Source organism: Gemmatimonas sp., from assembly GCF_044376735.1.
In the GTDB taxonomy this organism is placed as follows: Bacteria; Gemmatimonadota; Gemmatimonadetes; order Gemmatimonadales; family Gemmatimonadaceae; genus Gemmatimonas.
The window spans coordinates 1-19,958 of record NZ_JBILKJ010000048.1; the positions used below are offsets into that span (position 1 = coordinate 1).

The window sequence follows — 19,958 nt, forward strand, 5'->3', positions numbered from 1 at the left end:
GACGTGAACACGCTGTCGCGCGGCGCATTGCGCCACACGCGCTTCGCTTCACCGGTGGCGACGTCGGCGATCATGAGCTCGAGCGTGTGACCGGCGGCGAAGGTGGCCGAGTAGAAGCCGGGTGACTGCCGAAGTCCCGCGCGGGTCGAGTCGGAACGCCCTGCGAGACCAGCCGTACGCGCCGCACCGCCGCCGACGCCCGCCCCGCAGCCCCCGGATGGATTACCGGCCGGCGGTACCGCGCTTGCCGTCGCCGCCGGACCCGCCGGATTCCCGATGCCACCGGCCCCGCGCTGCTGCTGCAGTCCGAAGGGCGTTCCGGGACGCCGATAGAACGCCAGTCGTTTGCTGTCGGGTGACCACGTCGGACCGCCGTCGCAGTCCACACTGGGCGCGATGTACGTCACCGTGCGGGCGGCCACGTCATACACGGCGATGAACGCATGATTCTCCCGATCGCTCACGAAGGCGATGCGCTTGCCGTCGGGCGACCACGTGGGCGATCCGTTGCGGCCCCAAGCCTGAATGAATGGCACGCCGCCCGTATCGACAGCGGTGACCGGCGCCCCGCGCATCACGCGGGCGCGATAGATCTGCCCGTCGCGCGTGAAGAGCACCGTACGTCCATCGGGCGACAGCTCCGGTGCCGCACCCTGTGCCACGCGCCAAGCGGGCCCGCCAGAGGCGCGCACGGCCCAGATCGCGCGCTCGGCGCCATTGGGATCGTGTGATGGATTGGCGACCCATCCGAACCGGTTCGGCGCGGAGCCGCGCACGAACACGATGATGCTGCCATCATCCGAAAGCTCGACGTCCGTGAGGTCGGTGCCGTCGTCCTTGAGAAAGCTGGTGACCCGCGCCGCACGGAAGTCAGGCGCCGCGGCCGTGTACACGTTGCGGAGGCCGCGATCGTACACCATCCACGCGATGCGGTCCGCCTTCCTGGCCGACGCGAGCGTGAGCGGCGAGGCCGGCGACATGAACTGCTCGATGGTCGCCTTACCGGAACCGGAAGACTGAGCCAGCGCCCGCGATGACAGCACAGGACTGACCAGGGCGACGACGGTGAGCGCACCGCGAAGCGAGCGAGCGTGCAAACGCGCGAATGGCATAGTGAGGTGGGTAGAAGGTCTCCCCGAAACTACGTCCCGCCGTTGCGCCTCGCTGGCGTCCGTCCAACGGTCAGCACGATCGACTGTTCAGCCTTCTGCACACGCGGCACCACCTGCACACGCACGCGCAGCGTGGCCCGCCCGCTCCCGGGCGAGGTAAATGACACGTCGGGGATCGCCTCTCGCAGTGCAGGCGGCGTGGCCGACGGTGGCGCCTCGTCGAAGGAGAGCTGCACCGTGCCTTCGCCTTGCAACGCCCGGGCGCGCACGCGATCGCCGGGACTCACGGGAACGCGCAGCTTCTGATCGACTCGGGCGAGCACCGGCAGCAGGATCGTCGCCTGCGGGCAGGCGTCGCTCAACAGAAACGGCTGGTCGGGAAAGTCCCGATCGAGTGGCGTCGCCGATACCCGCGCCGAATCGACTGGCGGCAACGCCCCAGACGCCCGATCGATTTCGCTGGAGCCGGGCCGCATGGATCGGATGGCAGTGTCGAGCAGGTACGGGTTGGGTATCACCGAAGCTTCGATGAGCGAATCCGCCGCGCCGGCCGGAATGGGCTGCGCGGGGTCACTCGTGACAGGCCAGCGTACGCTCACGCGGCGCGATCCGTCACGACTGACGCCTTCGAAACGGTAGTACCCCTGCACACCGGGCACGAGGTAGCGCAGCCCGCTCAGGCTGTCACCGTCGACCAACCGAATCGCCAGCGGAGGCATCGTGGTATCGATCGGCAAGCCGAACGGAATCGCCGACGCCGCGACGCTGCGCGTTACCAGATGTCCGCACAGTCGCGCCGTCATGCGATCATCACGGCGGGACGTGACCAAGACACGTACGGCGCTGTCGCCCTCGGCACGGGCTTCCCATCGACCGTCCGTCGCGACGACCGTCAGCGCGAGCGCCTCAGGCATCACTGGCGCCGTCGGCGCGCCAGCGGCCGTTCGCGACGTGGCGGGAACGCCCTCTCGACAGGCGGCGAGCACCGTACAGCACACGAACGCCGCACGACGACCGGCGTCGCGGGAACGAGAACGGAGTGGCATGCGCATAAGAAACCAAGGAGCGACCGGAATAACCAGAGAGGCCGAACGCGTGTGCGCTCGGCCTCTCTGTCCTCACGACCCGATCACGCGATGATGATCGGGGGCCGACGATGCATCACGGCGGGGTCGGGCTGTTGGCGCTCCCCGTGCCACCGAACGTGTAGAACTCCTGGTTCTTCACGGCGAGTTCCTTGGCCGGCACCGGCATTTCACGCGGCGTACCGACGAGCAAGCCGCCGGTGACGCGACGACGCTGGTAGTACGGCGTCGCCCCGAGGCCGAGCAGTTCGACTTCCTGCTCGTAGATCAGCTTCGTGAGCAGCGACGCCTGTCCTTCGCCGGCGGTGGCCGGCGAGAGGCCACCACGATCGACGCGCGTGTTGTTGATCAGGTTCGCCGCCGTGGTCAGGTTGCCACCCGAGCGGCGCAGCTCGGCCTCCGCCCAGAGCAGATCGTTCTGGTTGCGGGTGATCACCGGCGCCACACCGAAACCACCGTAGATCCCGTTCGGCGACTGCTCGCCGGACTTGTCGTAGCGGATGTGTCCGATGTTGGACTGGTGGTACATACCACGATCCGGGCGGAAGATCTCTTCCGTGGAGTACACGAAGTCGGTGCCGCCGTTCGCGGTCTTGGGAAACACGCCGAAATAGCCCGAGAAATCCGGGTCGTTCGGTCCGAACGAGCCGTCTCCGAGACGCTTGTCGGGGGAGTTCGGACGGGCGTTTCCGCCGGCCGGATACGGCGTGCGCTGCGTGGCGGGATCGAGCAGGTTTGCCACGCGCGTGCTGACGCGACCACCGTCAAACGCGTTGAACCAGTACAGAATTTCGTGGCACCACGACGAGCAGCCATCACCGGTGAAGTTGAAATCGAACTTCGCGCCCGAGGAAATACCGCCGGCGGCGAGCGCCGACACGGCCGCCCAGTCGACGGCGGCGTTTTCTTCCGGCGTGCGGGGATAGTAGGCGAGCGTCATCGCCGCCATCGTGCGCGCCAGCTGCGCGATCTGGGTATTCGTATACGCCGTGCCGTTGGTCCATCCACTCGGCGTGGTGAACGAGTTGGCCGCGGCCAATGTCGCCGCCTCGGCGAACGACGCGACGGCCGCATCGCGCACCTGCTTGCGCGTCTTGTACTCGAGCGTAGTGAGGTCCGTGTTCTCGTCGATCACGTACCCCTTGTCGTAGTTGAGCGCGATGCCCATGAGTGAGGCACCACGCATCAGCTGCGCAATCGTCTCCGCCCGCTTGGTATTGGCCGCGGTAGTAATGACGAGGTTGTTCTTGCGAATCGCCGTGAGCACATCGACCGCTGACGACAGGGTGCTGTAGTACCCCTGCCAGTAGCCGAGCATCGTGGAGCGACCGGCCGACGCCAGATCGTTCTGATAGGCGCGCGTGTTGCGCGTGCCATCAGCGTCGATCGACGAGTAGTAGTTCATGTTGTAGTTGTTCCACGAGGCCGAATACGACCGGGCCATCGTGTTGAGTGGACCACCGCCTTCCATGCCGTCGTAGGTATTGAACCACGACCGCAGGGTTCCGCCGGCCACCGCCTCGATGGCGGCCGGATCGGCGAGTGCGCGCTTGGAATCGGGCGCGTTCGGGTTTTCGACGTCGAGCGTGTTGCAGCCGGCGAGGAACAGCGCCCCCATGCCGACCGCGAGGATGCGATTTCGCATGAATTCAAAACTCCGGTTGGCGGCGCTCACAGTCCGAGCTCCAGCATGAACGTGAAGGTCTTGAAGATCGGATACGTGAAGTAGTCGACGCGATACGCGAACGGGTTGGCACCGCCACCCGAGACGTCCGGATCGTAGCCGGAGTACTTCGTGGACGTGAACAGGTTCCGACCGACGATGCCGAGACGCGCTGTGCGTCCGTCACCCATACCCACGCGCTTCACCAGCGACGCCGGGATTTGGTAGTTCACGGCCAGTTCGCGCAGGCGGACGTAGCTGCCGTTCTCCACGAAGTAATCGTTGGCATCGAAGTTGTTGTAGAACGTGGCGTAGTACGTCGTCGGCTTCTTCTCGACCTCCGGCTTGCCACGCTGGTCGAACGCCGGATCGCGCTGGTCGAAGAACGGCCACTGGCGCGTGTAGTTGTAGATGTCCCCGCCCTGCACCCAGTTCACCACCGCCGTGACCGAGAACTTCTTCCAGTTCATCTGGGTGTTGAAGTTCAAGTTGAAGTCGGGGTTCACGTCACCGATCTGGAACAGCGTGTTGCCGGTGGCGTCGGCGAACTTGATCGGACGCTCGGCGCCGGTGCGCCACGCACTCTTGGCGACGTAGAAGCCTTCTTCGTTCTGCACGTAATCGGCGGCCGTCCCCGACAGACGCTTCGAGGCGATCATCTCGCTGACCTGATCGGCCGAGCGGAGCCACTTGCTGCCGTACACGATACCGAACGGCTGGCCGGAGGCGAGACGGAAGATGGTGGTGTTCGCCACCGGTCCCACCAGATACGGCGGCACGTCGAGGCTGCGCACGACCTGACGCGTGCGGTCACCCGCGACGTTGACACGCCAGAGGAAATCCTTCTTGCTGGCCAGGACGGCGCCGAGCAGGATTTCGTGCGTCTTGCCGCCGAGCGAGCCGGCGTTGAGCCACTGCGACTGGAAACCCGTGGCGGCCGATACCGGCACGTTCAGGATCTGGTCGTCGGTGATCTTGCTGGAGTAGCTGTACTCGAACGTGAAGTTCTTGAGGAAGTTCACGTTGAGGCCGGCTTCAATTTCGCGCGAGAAGGCCGGACGGAGATTCGGGTTGCCGAGCGTGATCTTGACCGGGCTGCCACCCTGGATGGCGAACTGCTCGTACTGCGCATCGAACACCGGGCGGAGCCCCGCCTCGCCGTAGGACATCCGGAGCTTGAATTCGTCGACGCCAGGAAGCTTGAAGTCTTCCGACACGCGATAAGCGCCCGAGATTCGCTTGAAGAGCTTGGAGCGCTGATCGGTTCCGAACAGCGACGACTCGTCACGACGAAGGAGTCCGTCGACGATGAACTTGTCCTTGATGTCGAAGGTGGTAATCGCGAAGAAATTCTGATTGCGGATCGGCTGCGTGTACGACCCCGGAATGATCGGGCTCTCCGGATCACGCGAAGCGGCCGAGAACTCGGTCACGCGCGGCACCGTGAGGGACGACGCGAACACGCTAGTGCCGGTGTTGTTCTGGTCTTCGTACACCCACGCCAGCTTGGTGGTGTTCGTGAACCAGGAAGTCGCCTTGGTGGCCGTGAGCGTGCTGCCGAGATTGTAGGCCCTGGTCTGGTCGACGTCGCTGGAGATGTTACCCTTGCTGACCGTGCCGGTGGAACCGATGTAGCCCAGCGGCGTGTACCGGCGCAGTTCACGCGAGCCACGATCGAAGTTCGTGTTGGCTTCGTACGTGAGCCACTGGAACGGGCGGTAGCGCACCTTGAGCGTGCCCGTGAAACGGTTCCGGTCGCTCAGGTTCTGGATGTTCGACCAGTTGTACAGCGGGTTGCTCACGTTGCCCGACGCCGGCGTCTGGCGAATGGCGGCCTTGTACGGCGTGCCGTTCGGGTTGTTCTCCAGCAGGTCGATATTCGGCTCGAGGAAACGCAGACCGAAGAACGCGTCGCCCGAGGTGTCCTCGGCCTGGTCGGCCTTGGACTGGCCGTAGAACGCACCGGTCTGCAGGTCGAGCTTGGGGTGAAGTTCGAGATCGAGGTTCATGCGGAAGTTCTGACGGTTGTAGCCGCTCAGGAGATTCGCGATGCCCTGATCCTTGGTGTTCTGGAAGGAGGCGTTGAAGTTCGACTTCTCGTTGCGCTGGCCGACCGAGATGTAGTTCGTCATGAACTGTCCCGACCGGAACACGTCGCCGAGCTGATCGAACACCTTCGGGTACGAATTGTCGGAGATCTTGTCGTCTTCCTGGATGCGATTGCCGTTCGCATCGCGCGCGAACTCGCCCGCGGCCGTGACCTTATACGGGTGCGAGAAGTTGTTCGGAACCGTCTTGCGGAGGTCGTTGCTGCCGTACTCGTTGCGCACCGTCACGCTGGTCTGGCCGGCGGCCAGCGCCGCACCACGCTTCGTGAAGATCTGCACCACGCCGTTGGCGGCGTCGGACCCGTACAGCGAGCTCGCCGCCGCGCCCTTGATGACTTCGATGCGCTCGATGTCTTCCGAGTTGATATCGGCGAGCGACAGGCGCGAAATCGTGCCGTCGACGATGATGAGCGGATCCTGGCTGCCCGTAAGCGACGTCGGGCCACGGAGTCGGATGCGGGGCGCCGAGCCGGGCTCACCGTTGACCGCCGTCACGCTGGCACCGGCCACGCGGCCGCTGAGCGCGCCGAGCGGGGAGGAGGCCGGCGCTTCCTTGATCTGGGCGTTGTCCACCGCGGCGACCGCGAACGTCGTCTTCTTCTGCGACGTCGCTTCCGACACGCCGGTCGTGACGACCGTTTCCAGGTTCAGCACGTCCTTCTCGAGCTCGAAATTCTGCTCACTGCGTCCCGCCGCGAGCGTGATCGAGCGACGGATCGGACGGTACCCGATGCTGCGCGCAAGCAGACTGACGGGCCTGCTGGCGCGCGCCGGATCGACGGTGAAGGAGTAGCGTCCCTGCTGGTCGGTGACCGATCCGGCCGCGAGTTCGACAATACCGACCTGCGTACCACCTAACGGCTGCCCGTTCGAGGTGACGCGACCGGTGATGGTCATCGTCGCCTGCGCTTGCGCGGCGTCGGGTTGCAGTACGAAGCCCAGTGTGGTGGCGGCGGCGATGAACAGCCGCGTGACGTGATGCATTCCTGCTCCTTGTAAGGTGCGTTCGTCCCGAGGGAGTGCGACTTGACGCGCTTTCAAGCCGTTTGGAACCACGGCCATTAAAATAACCAGTACTGTGACGTAGGCGTCACTAGATCGGAACATTTTATATGGTCACGGGTAGTGGTCCCGCCGGTCCACCCCTTACGGGAATTATTATGTCGGCTTTTTCAGACACCGAACCCAGCAGCAGCGCAGGAGCACCCCACGCCCGCCGGCGACGCCGGTGACCCGGGTCGTGGCGATGGTGCGGTGCGTCACCGTGGTACTCGGACTCTCCCTCGTCTCGGCGCCGCTCTCGGCGCCGCTCTCGGCGCAGGGCGCGACGCTGCGCGGCCGCGTCCTCGACGCCGTGTCCGGCGCCCCGCTGGTCGGGGCCACGGTCGCCGCCACGACGACCGGGGCCAGCGCCAAGACCGACTCCGCCGGCCGGTATCGGATCGATGGGCTGAAAGTCGGCATTCACCGCTTTCTGGTCAGCGCCGCTGGCTACACCCGCGGATCGGTGACGCTGGCGTTCGCGCTGCGCGAGGTGATGGAGCGCGATCTCGAACTCGACCCGGTCGGGCTCGTCCTCTCGCCCGCCGATAGCGCGAAGGCGCAGGCGCTGCCCACTGTGCCGGTGACCGCCCCGATGTCGGCCGGGCGCCGATTCGACGACTTCGAGCGTCGCCGCACCACCGGCCGCGGACAGTACCTCACCCGCAGCCAGCTCGAGGAGGGGCAGTTCGCCACCCTACAGGACGCCATGCGCCCGCTGCGCGGGGTGCGCTACTCGTGCGCCGGGTCGACCTGTCTGGTGCAGATGGCCCGTGCTCCATTGGGCTGCTCTCCCGATTACGTCGTCGATGAGCGCGTCGACAACATGTTCGGCCCGCTCGTTCCGGTCCGAGACATTCAGGGGGTCGAGGTGTACACCGGCGCCAGTGACGTGCCGGGCGAGTTCGCCGGCACCAACGCCGGCTGCGGCGTGATCGTCATCTGGACCACGAACGGGCGGGCCGAGAAGCGGAAGTAACGGGCGCGGCCGGCCGCGCTCACGCCAGCTTCACCTCGATCGCCTTCCACTTGCCCTGCTCGAAACGCCACACGCTCAGCGCACAGCGGAGCGCGTGGCCCAACACGATCGCCATCCAGATGTCGCGGGGATGGAGCGGTCGCATGGCTTGCAGTACGCTCAGCAGGCCGATGGGCAGCGCGAACTGCGAGGCCAACGTGATGAACAACGGACTCCGCGTGTCGCCGGTGCCCTGCAAGCCGCCCGTGAACGTGAGCGCCACCGTAATGAACAAGCCGGACACGCTGAGGTAAGCCAGCAGCTCGGTGCCAATACGTACGGTGTCAGGCTGCGTGAGGCCGAAGAGTCCGAGCAATTGGCCCGGAATCGCGAGGAACAGGCTGCCCATCACCACGGCGATGACGAGTCCCATGCGCGCGGCCTGCCACACCGCCTGCCGACTGCGCTCCGGCTGTCCCGCCCCGAGGTTCTGCCCGGCGATCGCCGCCGCCGCGCCCATCAATCCAACCGACGTCCACGTGACCAGCGAGAAGAGCTGCGAATAGCCGACCGCATAGGCGGCCTGCGCTTCGGCGCTCATGCTGGTGGCCCCGATAAAGCGCAGCAGCAACACGCCGGCGATGTTCATTGCGATGCCCTGCAACCCGGTGGGAAGCCCGAAGCGGAAGAGCGCCCGGATGATCTCCCAATCGGGCTTCCAGCTCACGTGGCGGAAGTCGATCACCCAGCTGCCGCTGAACAGCTTGTAGATGGCGTACGCACCAACGAGACCGCTCGACAGCACAGTGCCCATCGCGGCGCCACGCGTGCCGAACGCCGGCACGGGGCCGAAGCCGCGAATGAAGAGCACGTTGAACAGGATGTTGCCGATCGTGACGGCGAGGCCAAGCTTGAGGGGCGTGCGCGCATCACCGGCCGAACGCAGGGCGCCGCCCAGCATGAAGAAGAGCATCATGCCGAACCCGAACACGAACATGATGCGCAGGAACGGCAGCGATTCGTGCAGCACCGCCGGCGTGGCATTGACGAGGCCGAGTAACCACGGTGCCGCGACGTAGCCAAGTGGTGCGAGCACACCGACGGACAGTACGACGGCGAGCAGGAATGCCTGCGACGCAGCGCGATTCACGCCGGCCACGTCGCCCGCACCGGCAAACCGTGCAATGAGCACACCCATGCCGCTGAAGAGCGACGCCAGAAACACCATGACCACGAGAAAGATCTGCAGACCGACGCCGATCCCGGCGTTACCGGAGAACCCGACGAAGTGACCGACCATGGCGTGGTCGATCATGCCCTGCAGTCCACCGATCATGTTTTGTACGACGGTCGGCCAGGCCATGCGCCACATGGCCGCACCGATCGGTCCATCGACGATGGACCGATCGAGCGTGCGCGCAGTCCCGGTGGGGCTAGTCAACCAGCGCCGGCTCACTCCGGCGCACCAGCGTCAGGATGGAGTACACGGCCACCGCCTCGTTGGCCTGATTCATCACCTCGACATCCCATTCCACCACGCCCTGCGGAATCGTGCCCTCGGGCGTGTCCTTCGCGGTCTTCTGCTTGACCGTGAGGCGCACGTGAATGGTGTCGCCCGGATACACCGGCTTCGTGAAGCGCAGCTTCTCCATGCCGTAGTTTGCCAGCACCGGTCCGAGCGCCGGCTCCACGAACAAACCGGCCGCCGCCGACACGATGAAGTACCCGTGCGCCACGCGCCCTTCAAACACGCCGTTGCTGCGGGCGTCGTCGTCGTTCATGTGCGCGTAGAACGTATCACCGCTCAGATTGGCGAACGCTTCGATATCACCCAGCGTAATCGTGCGCGACTTCGTGATCAGCGTGTCGCCGATCTCGAGCTCGTCGAAGGTCTTCCGGAACGGATGCACGGCGTCGGTATGCTCGTCGGCGCCCTTCGTCCATTCGCGCGTGATCGCCGTGATCATGCTGGGGCTGCCTTGCAACGCGACGCGCTGCATGTAGTGCGCGACGCCGCGCGCGCCGCCCATTTCCTCGCCACCGCCGGCGCGTCCCGGTCCGCCATGCACCAGCTGCGGCAACGGTGACCCATGGCCAGTGCTCTCCTTGGCGCTGGTGCGATCGAGCACGAGCATACGACCATGGTAGGCGGCCGTGCCAAGGATGACATCGCGCGCCACCTTCGGATCGGCCGTGACGAGTGAGCCGACCAGCGAACCCTTGCCCAGGCGCGCCAGCTGCACCGCCTCCTCAATCGAGTGATACGGCATGACGGTGTTCACCGGACCAAAGGCCTCGATGTCATGCGCCTCGAGCCGCGTGAGCGGCTCGTCGCACACCATCAGCATCGGTGAGAAGAACGCGCCCTTCTCACGATCGGCGCCCACGACGTCGAAATCGCCACCGCCGAACACCAGTTCGGCACCGTGACGGATCATCTCGGCGGCGGAGCGCACCGCGTTCACCTGGGCCCGACTGGCCAGCGGACCCATGCGAACCCCGTCGGCGGTGGGCGCACCGATGGTGGTCGCGGCAAGGCGCTTCGACAGCGCCGTGATCACGGCCTCCTCGAGTCCGGCCGGCACGATGGAGCGACGGATCGCGGTGCACTTCTGCCCCGCCTTCGTCGTCATCTCGCGGGTGACTTCCTTGATGAACAGATCGAACTCTTCGGTGCCCGGTACCGCGTCGGGACCCAGGATGGAGCAGTTGAGCGAATCCGCTTCCATGTTGAAGCGCACGGAGTTCTTCACCACGGCCGCGCCGCTCTTGAGCTTCTGGCCAGTGGCCGCCGAGCCGGTGAAGGCCACAACATCCTGCTCTTCGAGATGGTCGAGCATATCGCCGGCGCTGCCGCACACCAGCTGAATGGCGCCGTTGGGCAGGATGCCCGTGTCCACGATGGTCCGGAAGACCGCTTCGGCGAGGTGACTGCCCGCCGTGGCGGGCTTCACGATGCACGGCACACCGGCCAGCAGCGCCGGGGCCAGCTTCTCGAGCATGCCCCACACGGGGAAGTTGAAGGCGTTGATGTGGACCGCCACGCCTTCGATGGGCACCAGGATGTGGCGTCCCACGAAGGTCCCGTGCTTCGACAACGGCTCGGTAGGCCCCTCTACATGGAAGCATTCGTTCGGGAACTCGCGACGACCGCGGCTCGCGTACGCGAAGAACGTGCCGATGCCACCCTCGATGTCCACCCACGAATCCGTCTTCGTCGCGCCGGTGAGATACGACAGCGCATAGAAGTCGTCCTTGCGCTCCATCAACACCTTGGCGATCGCCTTGAGCATCGCCGCACGCCGATGGAACGTGAGCGCGCGCATCGCTGGGCCGCCCACCGAGCGGGCGTAATGCATCATCGCCTTGAAATCGAGCCCCTCGCTGGACGACTCGCCGATCTTCTCGCCGGTGACGGCATCGAACAGGTCAACTTTGCGGCCGGTGCCTTCGACCCACTGCCCCATCGCATAGTTCTTGAGCATGTACATCACGTGGTTCCTCCCTCGCGGGTGTCCTTCCAGTTCTTCAACACGCTCGATTGCGTGGGGCGATCAACGGGGATTTCGCGCAGCGGCTCCACCGCACGCCAACTCGCGCGCATCGCCGCCGGCAACTGCTGATACAACTGCGTGCCCGACGTCTTCCAGTCCAGCATGTCGTCGGTCACGTCCTTCACGATCTTGGCGGGATTGCCAACTACCACTTTGCGCGGCGGAATCTCCATGCCGGTGGGCACGAAGCAGAGCGCCCCCACCACGCACCCCGCACCGACCACGGCGTTGTCCATGATCACGGCGTTCATGCCGATGAGGGCGTTCGCCCCGATGTGCGCGCCGTGCACGATCGCACCATGTCCGATGTGCGCACTCGCCTCCAAGCGCACCACCACACCCGGGAACATGTGAATCGTGCAATTCTCCTGCACGTTGCAGCCGTCCTCGATCACGATACCGCCCCAGTCACCGCGAATGGCGGCGCCGGGGCCCACGTACACGTCACGCCCGATCGTCACGTTGCCCGTGACCGACGCCTGCGGATGCACGAAGGCCGTTTCGTGCACCACCGGCGTGAATCCGTCAAACGCGTAGATCACGGCGCTCAGACCCGCTCGATGATCATGGCGAAGCCCTGCCCTACACCGATGCACATGGTGCACAGGGCGAAGCGGCCGTTGCGACGGCGCAGCTCGCGCGCCGCCGTAAGGGCGAGGCGGGCTCCGCTCATGCCCAACGGATGACCAAGGGCGATGGCGCCGCCGTTCGGGTTCACGCGCGCATCGTCGTCGGCCATGCCGAGTTCACGAAGGCACGCCAGCCCCTGGGCGGCGAACGCTTCGTTCAATTCGATCACGTCCATCTGATCGAGCCGGAGCCCGGCCCGCGACAGCGCCAGCCGAGTGGCCGGTACCGGACCCATGCCCATGATGCGCGGCTCGACACCGGCCGCCGCGCTCGACACGATGCGCGCGATCGGGGTAAGGCCGTGGTGCGACGCCGCCCCGCCCGAGGCGATCAGTAGCGCGGCCGCGCCGTCGTTGAGGCCACTGGCGTTGCCCGCCGTGACCGAGCCGTGGCCATCGTGCCGGAAGGCCGGCTTGAGCTTGGCGAGCGTCTGCATGGACGTCTCGGGACGCAGGAATTCATCCTGAGACACCAGCACCGCCTCGCCTTTCCGCTGCGGGATGGACACCGGCACGATCTCCTCGGCCAGACGTCCCTCGCGCTGCGCGGCCGCCGCCTTCTGTTGCGAACGCATCGCAAACGCATCCTGATCGTCGCGCGACACGCCGTACTGCGCGGCCACGTTCTCGGCCGTCTCGCCCATGGAGTCGGTGCCGTGCAACTGCTTCATCGTCGGATTCACGAAGCGCCAGCCGAGGCTGGTGTCGAACAGCTGCACGTCACGCGCGAACGGGGTGGCCCCCTTCGACATGACGTACGGCGCGCGCGTCATGCTCTCCACGCCGCCGGCCACATACAGATCGCCTTCACCGGCCTTGATGGCGCGGGCCGCACTGGCCACGGCGTTCAAGCCGGAGGCGCACAACCGATTCACCGTCTCACCGGGCACCGTGACCGGCAGCCCGGCCAGCAGCGCCGCCATGCGGGCCACGTTGCGATTGTCTTCGCCGGCCTGATTGGCGCAGCCGAGCATGACATCGGCGATCTGCGCGGGATCGAAGGCGGCGGAGCGCTCCGCGACGCGTGCGACGAGCGACGCGATCGCATGCGCCGCCAGGTCGTCGGCGCGCACGGGACTCAGCGCGCCACCGATGTTGCCGATCGGCGTGCGCACTCCCTCGATGATGTAGGCGTCGTTCATATGGTCCGATTCACAGCTGATGAGGAGTGGCCGTGCGGTACACCGTGCCGCGGAAGTGGCCGGCGATCACATCGTCCTGATTGCGCACCGTCACCTCGCAGAAGGCCAGACGCTTGGTCGTGCTCTGCTCGATCGCGGTGGCGGTGAGCACGTCACCTGGGCGCACAGCCACGGGGAAGCTGACGGTGCAGTCGATGGCCACACTGAGGACGCCACAGGCGTTCGTCGCGAAGGCGAACGCGCTATCGGCGAGCGAAAACAGGATGCCACCATGCGACGTCCCGAAGCCGTTCACCATGTCGTCGCGAATCGTCATGCGCAGCACCGAGCGACCGACGGCCGCCTCGAGCACTTCGATACCGAGCCACTGCGAGAAGCGGTCACGCGCCATCAGCGTGTGGACGACGTTAGCCGCCGGGGGTGTGGTCATGCGTACCGCCGTGCGTCGAGTAATGAGGCCCCGGCCTGCACCGCACGGCGCAAGCGAACACTGGGGCGATAGCGATCGTCGCCCGTTTCCGACTGCAGCGCCTGCAGCTGCGCGAGCACGTTCGCGGCACCGATATCGTCTCCCCACTGCAGCAGCCCGCGGGGATAGTTGACGCCCGTCGTCATGGCGAGCTCGATGTCCTGCACCGACGCGAGCTGCAGATGCACGGCATCCACCGCTTCGTTCACGAGCATCGCCAGCACACGGCCCACGATCCGCTCCGCCAACGCCGGATCTTCATGGGGCGCCGGTGCGGCCGCGCCCTCGCGATAGTCGTAGAACCCGCGCTGCGTTTTCCGGCCCAGCCAGCCGGCCTCGACGAGGCGCTGCTGCGCATGCGACGGCCGATAGCGCGGATCGAGGAACATGCCCTCGAACACCGACCGCGTGACCGCGAAGTTCACATCGAGGCCGATGAAGTCCATGAGTTCGAACGGGCCCATGCGGAACCCGCCGACGGTGCGCATCGCCCAGTCGATGGTGGCGCAGTCGGCAATGCCTTCCTCGCGCATGCGCAGCGACTCCCCATAGAACGAGCGGGCCACGCGATTCACCAGAAACCCCGGCGTATCGGCGGCGAGCACCGTGGTTTTGCCCCATGCGGTCGCCAGCGCGCGCGCATCGGCGATCACGGCCTCCGACGTGGTGATGGACGGGATGATCTCCACCAGCGGCATGACCGGCGCCGGGTTGAAGAAATGTACCCCCACCACGCGCTCCGTGTTCGTGCACGAGCCGGCCAGCGCCGCGATGGAGAGCGACGACGTGTTCGAGGCCAGCAAGGCCGTCGGGGCCACGATGGCTTCGAGCGCGCGCAGCAGCTGCTGCTTGGCGGCGAGCTGCTCGATGATCGCCTCGATCACGACGCCGCAGGAGGCGAAGGCCGTCAACTGTTCCGGGCTCACGCCATCCACGTAGGTGATGCGGGCCAGCACGGCATCGGCCTGCTCGCGCGTGAGCCGCGCTTTCTCAACGTCGCGGGCCAGCGCCTTGGCATGTCCAGACCGCGCGCGCGCGATCGACGCCGGCTGCGCGTCGGCCAGCACCACCACGTGTCCATGTACCGCCGCCACCTGCGCGATCCCGGCGCCCATGGCGCCGGCGCCGACCACGCCAACGACCATCTTGCCCGTGTCCGTCGTCATGTCGCTCATGCGCCGCGGTACACAGGCGCCCGCTTCTCGAGAAACGCGCGCACGCCTTCCTCGTAGTCGGCGGTGCGCCCCGCCTCGTGCATCGCCTGCGCTTCCACGTCGAGCTGTTCGTCGAGCGAATTCGCGAAGCTCGCATTCATCGCGCGCTTGGTGAGCCCGAATCCGCGCGTGGCCTGTGTGGCGAGCGATGCGGCCAGCGCCTGCACCGTGGCCATGAGCTCCGCCTTGGGCGCCACGTCCCAGATCAGTCCCCACTCCTTGGCCTTCAGCGCGGGGATCTTTTCGGCCAGGAAGAACATGCCGGTCGCCCGCTGCGTACCCACGAGACGCGGCACGAAGAACGTCCCGCTGGTATCAGGGATGAGGCCGAGCTTCGCGAAGCTCTCCACAAAGCTGCTGTCGTCGGCGGCGATCGTGAGGTCGCAGGCGAACGCCAGGTTCGCGCCGGCGCCTGCCGCGATGCCGTTCACCGCGCACAGCACCGGCTTCTCGAGGGTGCGAATGGCGCGGATGATCGGGTTGTAGCAGCTCTTCACGATCTCGCCGATGTCCGGCATCGGACCGTCGCCCTGCGGCAACGCCTCGGCCAAGTCCTGGCCGGCGCAGAAGCCGCGTCCAGCCCCGGTCAGCACGACCGCGCGCACCATGGCGTCGCCAGCGGCGGCATGGAGCGCCGCGAGGAGTCCGGCCGCCATCTCGCGATTGAAGCTGTTGAGGACGTCGGGGCGATTCAGCGTCAGGGTGAGGACACCGTCACGCTGGTCGATCAGAAGCGAGGGAGTAGATGAGGACATCCTGAAAAATACCATCGTCACCGCGCGCAGGGGGCAAAGGACGCGCTTCGCGGCTTGGTCCTCGTATTTGCACGTCCCACCCTCACGGACTGGCCCACACCCTGCTCCCCGATTCGGCGAGCGTCACGCGTAGGCCCACCGCCGGTGCGGACTTCGCGCAATGATGGCGTCTCCGCTCCCGATCGAGGAGGCGGTTCGACAGATTAGTAGGCTATGCCTGCCAAGTCCGCTGTCCAGCCAGTCGCCCGCGCCTCGTCGGCTTCGCTGCCGACGCCCCGCCCGGGATTCGACTGGCGTCGCATCGCCTACCATACGCTCGTCTCCCGCTCGATCGACGAGGTCGAAGAGACGACGAATCGTCTACGTAATTCCGTGCCGCGCGAGCACCTGGTGCTGTACCAGTTCTCAGCGCGCGGCCATGACATGGCGCAGGTGATTCTCGGATCGCTGATCGACGGCATGCACGACGGCGCCGGCGCCTACTACCGTTCGCGTCCGTTCCTGCTCTCGGTCGGCCTCTCCATTCCCGATGCCTTCGGCAGCCCGCTCGGCCGCGCCGGCGGATTCAGCGACGGCCGCGATATCGGCGTGGTGTGCAACCTGCCGAACCGCGCCGGGTGCACGGTCCTCCCGATGTCTGGAGATGTGGGCTCGCAGTACACCCCTGCTGCGGGATGGGCGCAGTCGATCACGTATCATCGCGACAGTCTGGGCGACCCGAGTTACGCCGGCTGCATGAGCGTGGCGCTGGGCGGTGACGCCTCGGTCGCGACCAGTGGCTTCTGGGCGTCGCTCACGATGGCGACCACACTCAAGCTGCCGATGTTGTTCTACATCGAGGATAACGATCTCGGCATCAGCGTTCGCGGCGACATGCAGACGCCCGGCGGCGACATCGCGCGCAATCTCGCGTCGTTCACGAACCTGTTCATCCGCAACGGCAGCGGTACGGATCCGCACGAAGCGGCCGGCCTGTTGCAGGAAGCGGTGGCGCACGTGCGCCGCGGCGAAGGGCCGGCGCTGGTGCGCCTGACTGTGCCGCGCCTGTGCAGCCACTCCGGGCCGGACAACCAGAAGGGCTATCGCACCGACGACGAGATCGCGGCCGATCTGGCGCGCGATCCGCTGCCGAAGCTGCACGACTATCTCGTGCCGGCGTTGCTGTCGGCCGATGAATGGACCGAACTCGAAGCGGAGGTCGCGCGCGACATTGCCGCCGGCCTCGAAGCGGCGCGGGCCCGTACCATCCCGGATCCTGCCACCATCGGGCAGCATGTGATGGCCGACGAGTCGCCAGATGTTGCCGAAGCGATGGGCGGCTTGTCGCGCGCCGAGCGCGCCGCGCTGCCCGGCACCGATACGCCGAGCGATGACGGGGAGTTACTGCGCTACGCCGAAGCGATCCGTCGCACGTTGCGCCATGAGCTGGCGATCAATCCGAAGGTCGTCGTGTTCGGCGAGGACGTCGGTCGCAAGGGTGGCGTGCACCTCGTGACCGAAGGGCTGCAGAAGCAGTTCGGCCACGCGCGGGTGTTCGATACGAGCCTGTCGGAAGAGGGCATCATTGGCCGCGCGGTGGCGATGGCGATCAGTGGATTGATGCCGGTGGCCGAGATTCAATTCCGCAAGTATGCCGACCCGGCCACGGAGCAGCTGAACAACACCGGCACCATGCGGTGGCGCACGGCCAACCGGTTTGCGGCGCCGATCGTGGTGCGCATGCCGGGCGGCTTCGGCAAGGATGTGGGCGATCCGTGGCACAGCCTCAGCGACGAGGTCCGCTTCGCGCACGCCTACGGCTGGCAGGTGGCGATGCCGTCGAATGCGGCCGATGCCGTGGGATTGCTGCGGGCGGCGATGCGGAGTCCGAATCCCTCCATCTTCTTCGAGCATCGCTCGTTGCTCATGACCGGCGACGGCAGCGCCCGCTATCCGGGTGACGACTACGTGCTCCCGTTTGGGCAGGCGCGGATCGTTCGTGAGGGGACCGACCTCACGGTGGTGTCCTGGAGCGCGATGGTGCATCGCTGCAGCGAGGCAGCCGAGGCGTTCGGCGATCGCGTGGAGCTGATCGACTTGCGCACGATCTCACCGTGGGACCGGGAGACGGTGCTGGCCTCCGTGCGAAGAACGGGGCGCTGCCTGATCGTGCACGAGGACAACATGACGGCCGGGTTCGGCGCCGAGATCGCCGGTGTCCTCGCGCAGGAGGCCTTCTGGCACCTCGATGCCCCGGTGCGACGTCTGGCGCCGATGGATATTCCGGTCCCATACCACACGGTTCTGCTGGAGGCCGTCGTCCCCGGCGTGGAACGGATCCAATCAGAGATGGACGCGCTCCTGGCGGTGTAACGGCGGCTCGGGTCACCCGGCCACCCCGACCGTATCGCCCTCGGTTCCGGCCGCGCAGGTTCGCTGGACCAACGGGCAGGTATCGCGCCGCGCTGCAATGGCTTACGTTTTACACGCCCGGCCCGAACACTCCCACAGGCGGGCGACCGGGCCATCATTGTGCCCGTTCTACGGCACTCACGCACAGGATTCTATGACGAAACGACTGATCGGTCTCTCGCTGCTGACGGCGATGGCGGCGGTCCCCACGGCCCAGGCGCAGAGCCTCGGCGAGCGCATCGAAGTTGGTGCGTTCGGGCAGTACACCAAGCTCGACGACAAAGTTCGCATCGATAACGTGGCCGGCGTCGGCGCGCGTGCGGGGCTCTCCGTGTACAAGTGGTTCGGTGTCGAAGGCGACATCCAGATCGGCAGCACGAAGGCCACCCGCACGCCCAACGAAGACATCACCTACCGCCCGTTCCGCGGTCTTGCCACGCTGACCGTTCCGTTCGTGCCTTCGAAGAAGGCGTCCCTGGTGCTCGGCGGCGGTTACGTGAACTCGGTGTATGCGGGCCGGAGCACGGCGAACGAGTACGAAGACGGCATGACGGGCCTCGTGGGCATCAAGCTGTGCTCGAGCGGCCGTTGGGGCGCTCGCATTGACGGCATTCTCGACAACAACCCGTCGCCGAACGAACAGAACATCGACGGCACGTCGCGCAACCTTGGCCTCCGTGCCGGCGTGACGTACGCGCTTCGCGGTGCGTGCGCGACGGTCGAGCAGTTCGACTGGGCGCTCAAGATCGATCCGGCCACGGCCACGATCGCGCGCGGCAGCAACCGCCAGTTCGCGCTGTCGGCAGCGGACATGAAGGCGCGTCCGATCGAGATGCGGAAGGTGATGAACCTGACGTGCTCGTCGAGCGATGCGTCCGTCGCCACCGTCGACAACAACGCGAAGGTCACGGCCGTCAAGAACGGCACGGCGACGATCACGTGCAAGGGCCTCGTGAAGAAGATCGAGCGCTCGGCCTCCAGCACGGTCACGGTGCCGCCTCCGGCGTGGACGCTGTCGCTGACGCCGGCCAGCGGATCCACCGATGTGGGCAAGACGCTCTCGTTCGCGGCCAAGGCCGTTGACGCGGACAACGTCGATCTCGGCGCGGTCACCTGGAGCTCGGCCAATGCCTCGATCGCGTCGGTCAGCAACGGCACGGTGACTTGCAACGCGGCCGGCTCCACCACGATCACGGTGACCAAGACGGCCTACGGCACCACGCAGACCAAGTCGGCGACGGTGGACTGCAAGGCGGTTGAAGCGGCGCGCGTGGCGCTTGACGAAACGCTGTTCAACTTCGACAAGGCGGTCGTGCTGAAGTCGGGCATGGACACGCTGAAGGTTGTGCTCGATGCCATGAAGCGCATCCCGACGCTGCGCATCTCGGTGGAAGGACACACCGACTGGTACGGCGACGAAGGGTACAACAACAAGCTCGCGAAGACCCGCGCCGCCGCCGTCATGGCGACGCTGCTCAAGCTCGCGGGCCCTGACGCCGCGTCGATCAAGGATCGCATCGTGTCGTCGAGCTTCGGCGAGCAGTGCATCATCGCGCCGAATGGCGACGCCGATCCCGGCCCGCCGCGTCCGCGCGTCTCGAAGGCCAACAAGGACGCGCAGGCGCCGAACCGTCGCGTCGAGATCTGGCAGCTGATGGACGGCAAGGGTGCGCCGACCTCGTGCCGCTCGGCGAACGAGCGCGCTGGGCACATGCCGTTTGGGGATCTGAAGTAGTTCTTGCGGGGCTGAAGGACTGAAACGGCAAACTCCCTAGTGAGCAGGGGGGAGGGGGGGTCGGGGGGCGGAGCCCGGGGAACCCCGGGGGGGTGCCCCCGA

The 19,958-nt window shown here is 66.4% G+C and carries 14 protein-coding genes; 3 read left to right on the plus strand and 11 right to left on the minus strand.

The window, feature by feature from the left end:
- From ACIRA7_RS08950 to ACIRA7_RS08965, 4 genes are all read right to left on the minus strand, one after another.
- Positions 1 to 1,112, minus strand: a 1,112-nt coding sequence (locus tag ACIRA7_RS08950; RefSeq protein WP_396220494.1) for a TolB family protein, incomplete at its 3' end; no start/stop codon positions are given.
- Positions 1,113 to 1,141: 29 nt separating this feature from the next.
- Positions 1,142 to 2,158 (minus strand): hypothetical protein, encoded by a 1,017-nt coding sequence (locus ACIRA7_RS08955; protein ID WP_396220495.1) that lies wholly within the window; start codon positions 2,156 to 2,158, stop codon positions 1,142 to 1,144.
- Between the two features lie 115 nt (positions 2,159 to 2,273).
- Positions 2,274 to 3,842 (minus strand): hypothetical protein, encoded by a 1,569-nt coding sequence (locus tag ACIRA7_RS08960; protein WP_396220496.1) that lies wholly within the window; start codon positions 3,840 to 3,842, stop codon positions 2,274 to 2,276.
- Positions 3,843 to 3,868: 26 nt separating this feature from the next.
- Positions 3,869 to 6,952, minus strand: coding sequence for a SusC/RagA family TonB-linked outer membrane protein (locus ACIRA7_RS08965; protein ID WP_396220497.1), 3,084 nt, complete (start codon positions 6,950 to 6,952; stop codon positions 3,869 to 3,871).
- 262 nt (positions 6,953 to 7,214) lie between these two features.
- Here ACIRA7_RS08965 and ACIRA7_RS08970 point away from each other — a divergent pair, with 262 nt between their 5' ends.
- Positions 7,215 to 7,988 (plus strand): carboxypeptidase regulatory-like domain-containing protein, encoded by a 774-nt coding sequence (locus ACIRA7_RS08970; protein WP_396220506.1) that lies wholly within the window; start codon positions 7,215 to 7,217, stop codon positions 7,986 to 7,988.
- A 19-nt stretch (positions 7,989 to 8,007) separates the two neighbouring features.
- On the opposite strand, the gene ACIRA7_RS08975 is transcribed toward ACIRA7_RS08970, so the two are convergent.
- From ACIRA7_RS08975 to ACIRA7_RS09005, 7 genes are read right to left on the minus strand one after another with little or no spacing between them, the layout of a single operon-like run.
- Complete coding sequence (locus ACIRA7_RS08975) at positions 8,008 to 9,408, minus strand: MATE family efflux transporter (protein ID WP_396220498.1); 1,401 nt, start codon at positions 9,406 to 9,408, stop codon at positions 8,008 to 8,010.
- Positions 9,401 to 11,458, minus strand: coding sequence for a phenylacetic acid degradation bifunctional protein PaaZ (paaZ, locus tag ACIRA7_RS08980; protein WP_396220507.1), 2,058 nt, complete (start codon positions 11,456 to 11,458; stop codon positions 9,401 to 9,403). Before paaZ ends, ACIRA7_RS08975 begins: the two co-directional genes overlap by 8 nt.
- A complete protein-coding gene (locus tag ACIRA7_RS08985) occupies positions 11,458 to 12,063 on the minus strand; it encodes a transferase hexapeptide repeat family protein (RefSeq protein ID WP_396220499.1) in 606 nt (201 codons plus the stop codon). The genes paaZ and ACIRA7_RS08985 overlap by 1 nt, the downstream gene beginning before the upstream one ends.
- Before the next feature lie 5 nt (positions 12,064 to 12,068).
- Positions 12,069 to 13,292, minus strand: a complete 1,224-nt coding sequence (gene pcaF / locus ACIRA7_RS08990; RefSeq protein ID WP_396220500.1) for a 3-oxoadipyl-CoA thiolase — start codon at positions 13,290 to 13,292, stop codon at positions 12,069 to 12,071.
- A 10-nt stretch (positions 13,293 to 13,302) separates the two neighbouring features.
- The gene (locus ACIRA7_RS08995; RefSeq protein WP_396220501.1) at positions 13,303 to 13,722 is read right to left on the minus strand and encodes a hotdog fold thioesterase; all 420 of its coding nucleotides are present in this window, start codon (positions 13,720 to 13,722) and stop codon (positions 13,303 to 13,305) included.
- The gene (locus ACIRA7_RS09000) at positions 13,719 to 14,936 is read right to left on the minus strand and encodes a 3-hydroxyacyl-CoA dehydrogenase NAD-binding domain-containing protein (RefSeq protein WP_396220502.1); all 1,218 of its coding nucleotides are present in this window, start codon (positions 14,934 to 14,936) and stop codon (positions 13,719 to 13,721) included. Before ACIRA7_RS09000 ends, ACIRA7_RS08995 begins: the two co-directional genes overlap by 4 nt.
- Positions 14,933 to 15,730 carry an enoyl-CoA hydratase-related protein gene (locus ACIRA7_RS09005; RefSeq protein ID WP_396220503.1) on the minus strand — a complete coding sequence of 266 codons (798 nt, stop codon included), beginning with the start codon at positions 15,728 to 15,730 and terminating at the stop codon, positions 14,933 to 14,935. Before ACIRA7_RS09005 ends, ACIRA7_RS09000 begins: the two co-directional genes overlap by 4 nt.
- A 213-nt stretch (positions 15,731 to 15,943) precedes the next feature.
- Here ACIRA7_RS09005 and ACIRA7_RS09010 point away from each other — a divergent pair, with 213 nt between their 5' ends.
- Both ACIRA7_RS09010 and ACIRA7_RS09015 read left to right on the plus strand, forming a co-directional pair.
- Positions 15,944 to 18,082 carry a transketolase C-terminal domain-containing protein gene (locus ACIRA7_RS09010; RefSeq protein WP_396220504.1) on the plus strand — a complete coding sequence of 713 codons (2,139 nt, stop codon included), beginning with the start codon at positions 15,944 to 15,946 and terminating at the stop codon, positions 18,080 to 18,082.
- 193 nt (positions 18,083 to 18,275) lie between these two features.
- The gene (locus tag ACIRA7_RS09015) at positions 18,276 to 19,856 is read left to right on the plus strand and encodes an Ig-like domain-containing protein (protein WP_396220505.1); all 1,581 of its coding nucleotides are present in this window, start codon (positions 18,276 to 18,278) and stop codon (positions 19,854 to 19,856) included.
- Positions 19,857 to 19,958 lie beyond the last annotated feature (102 nt).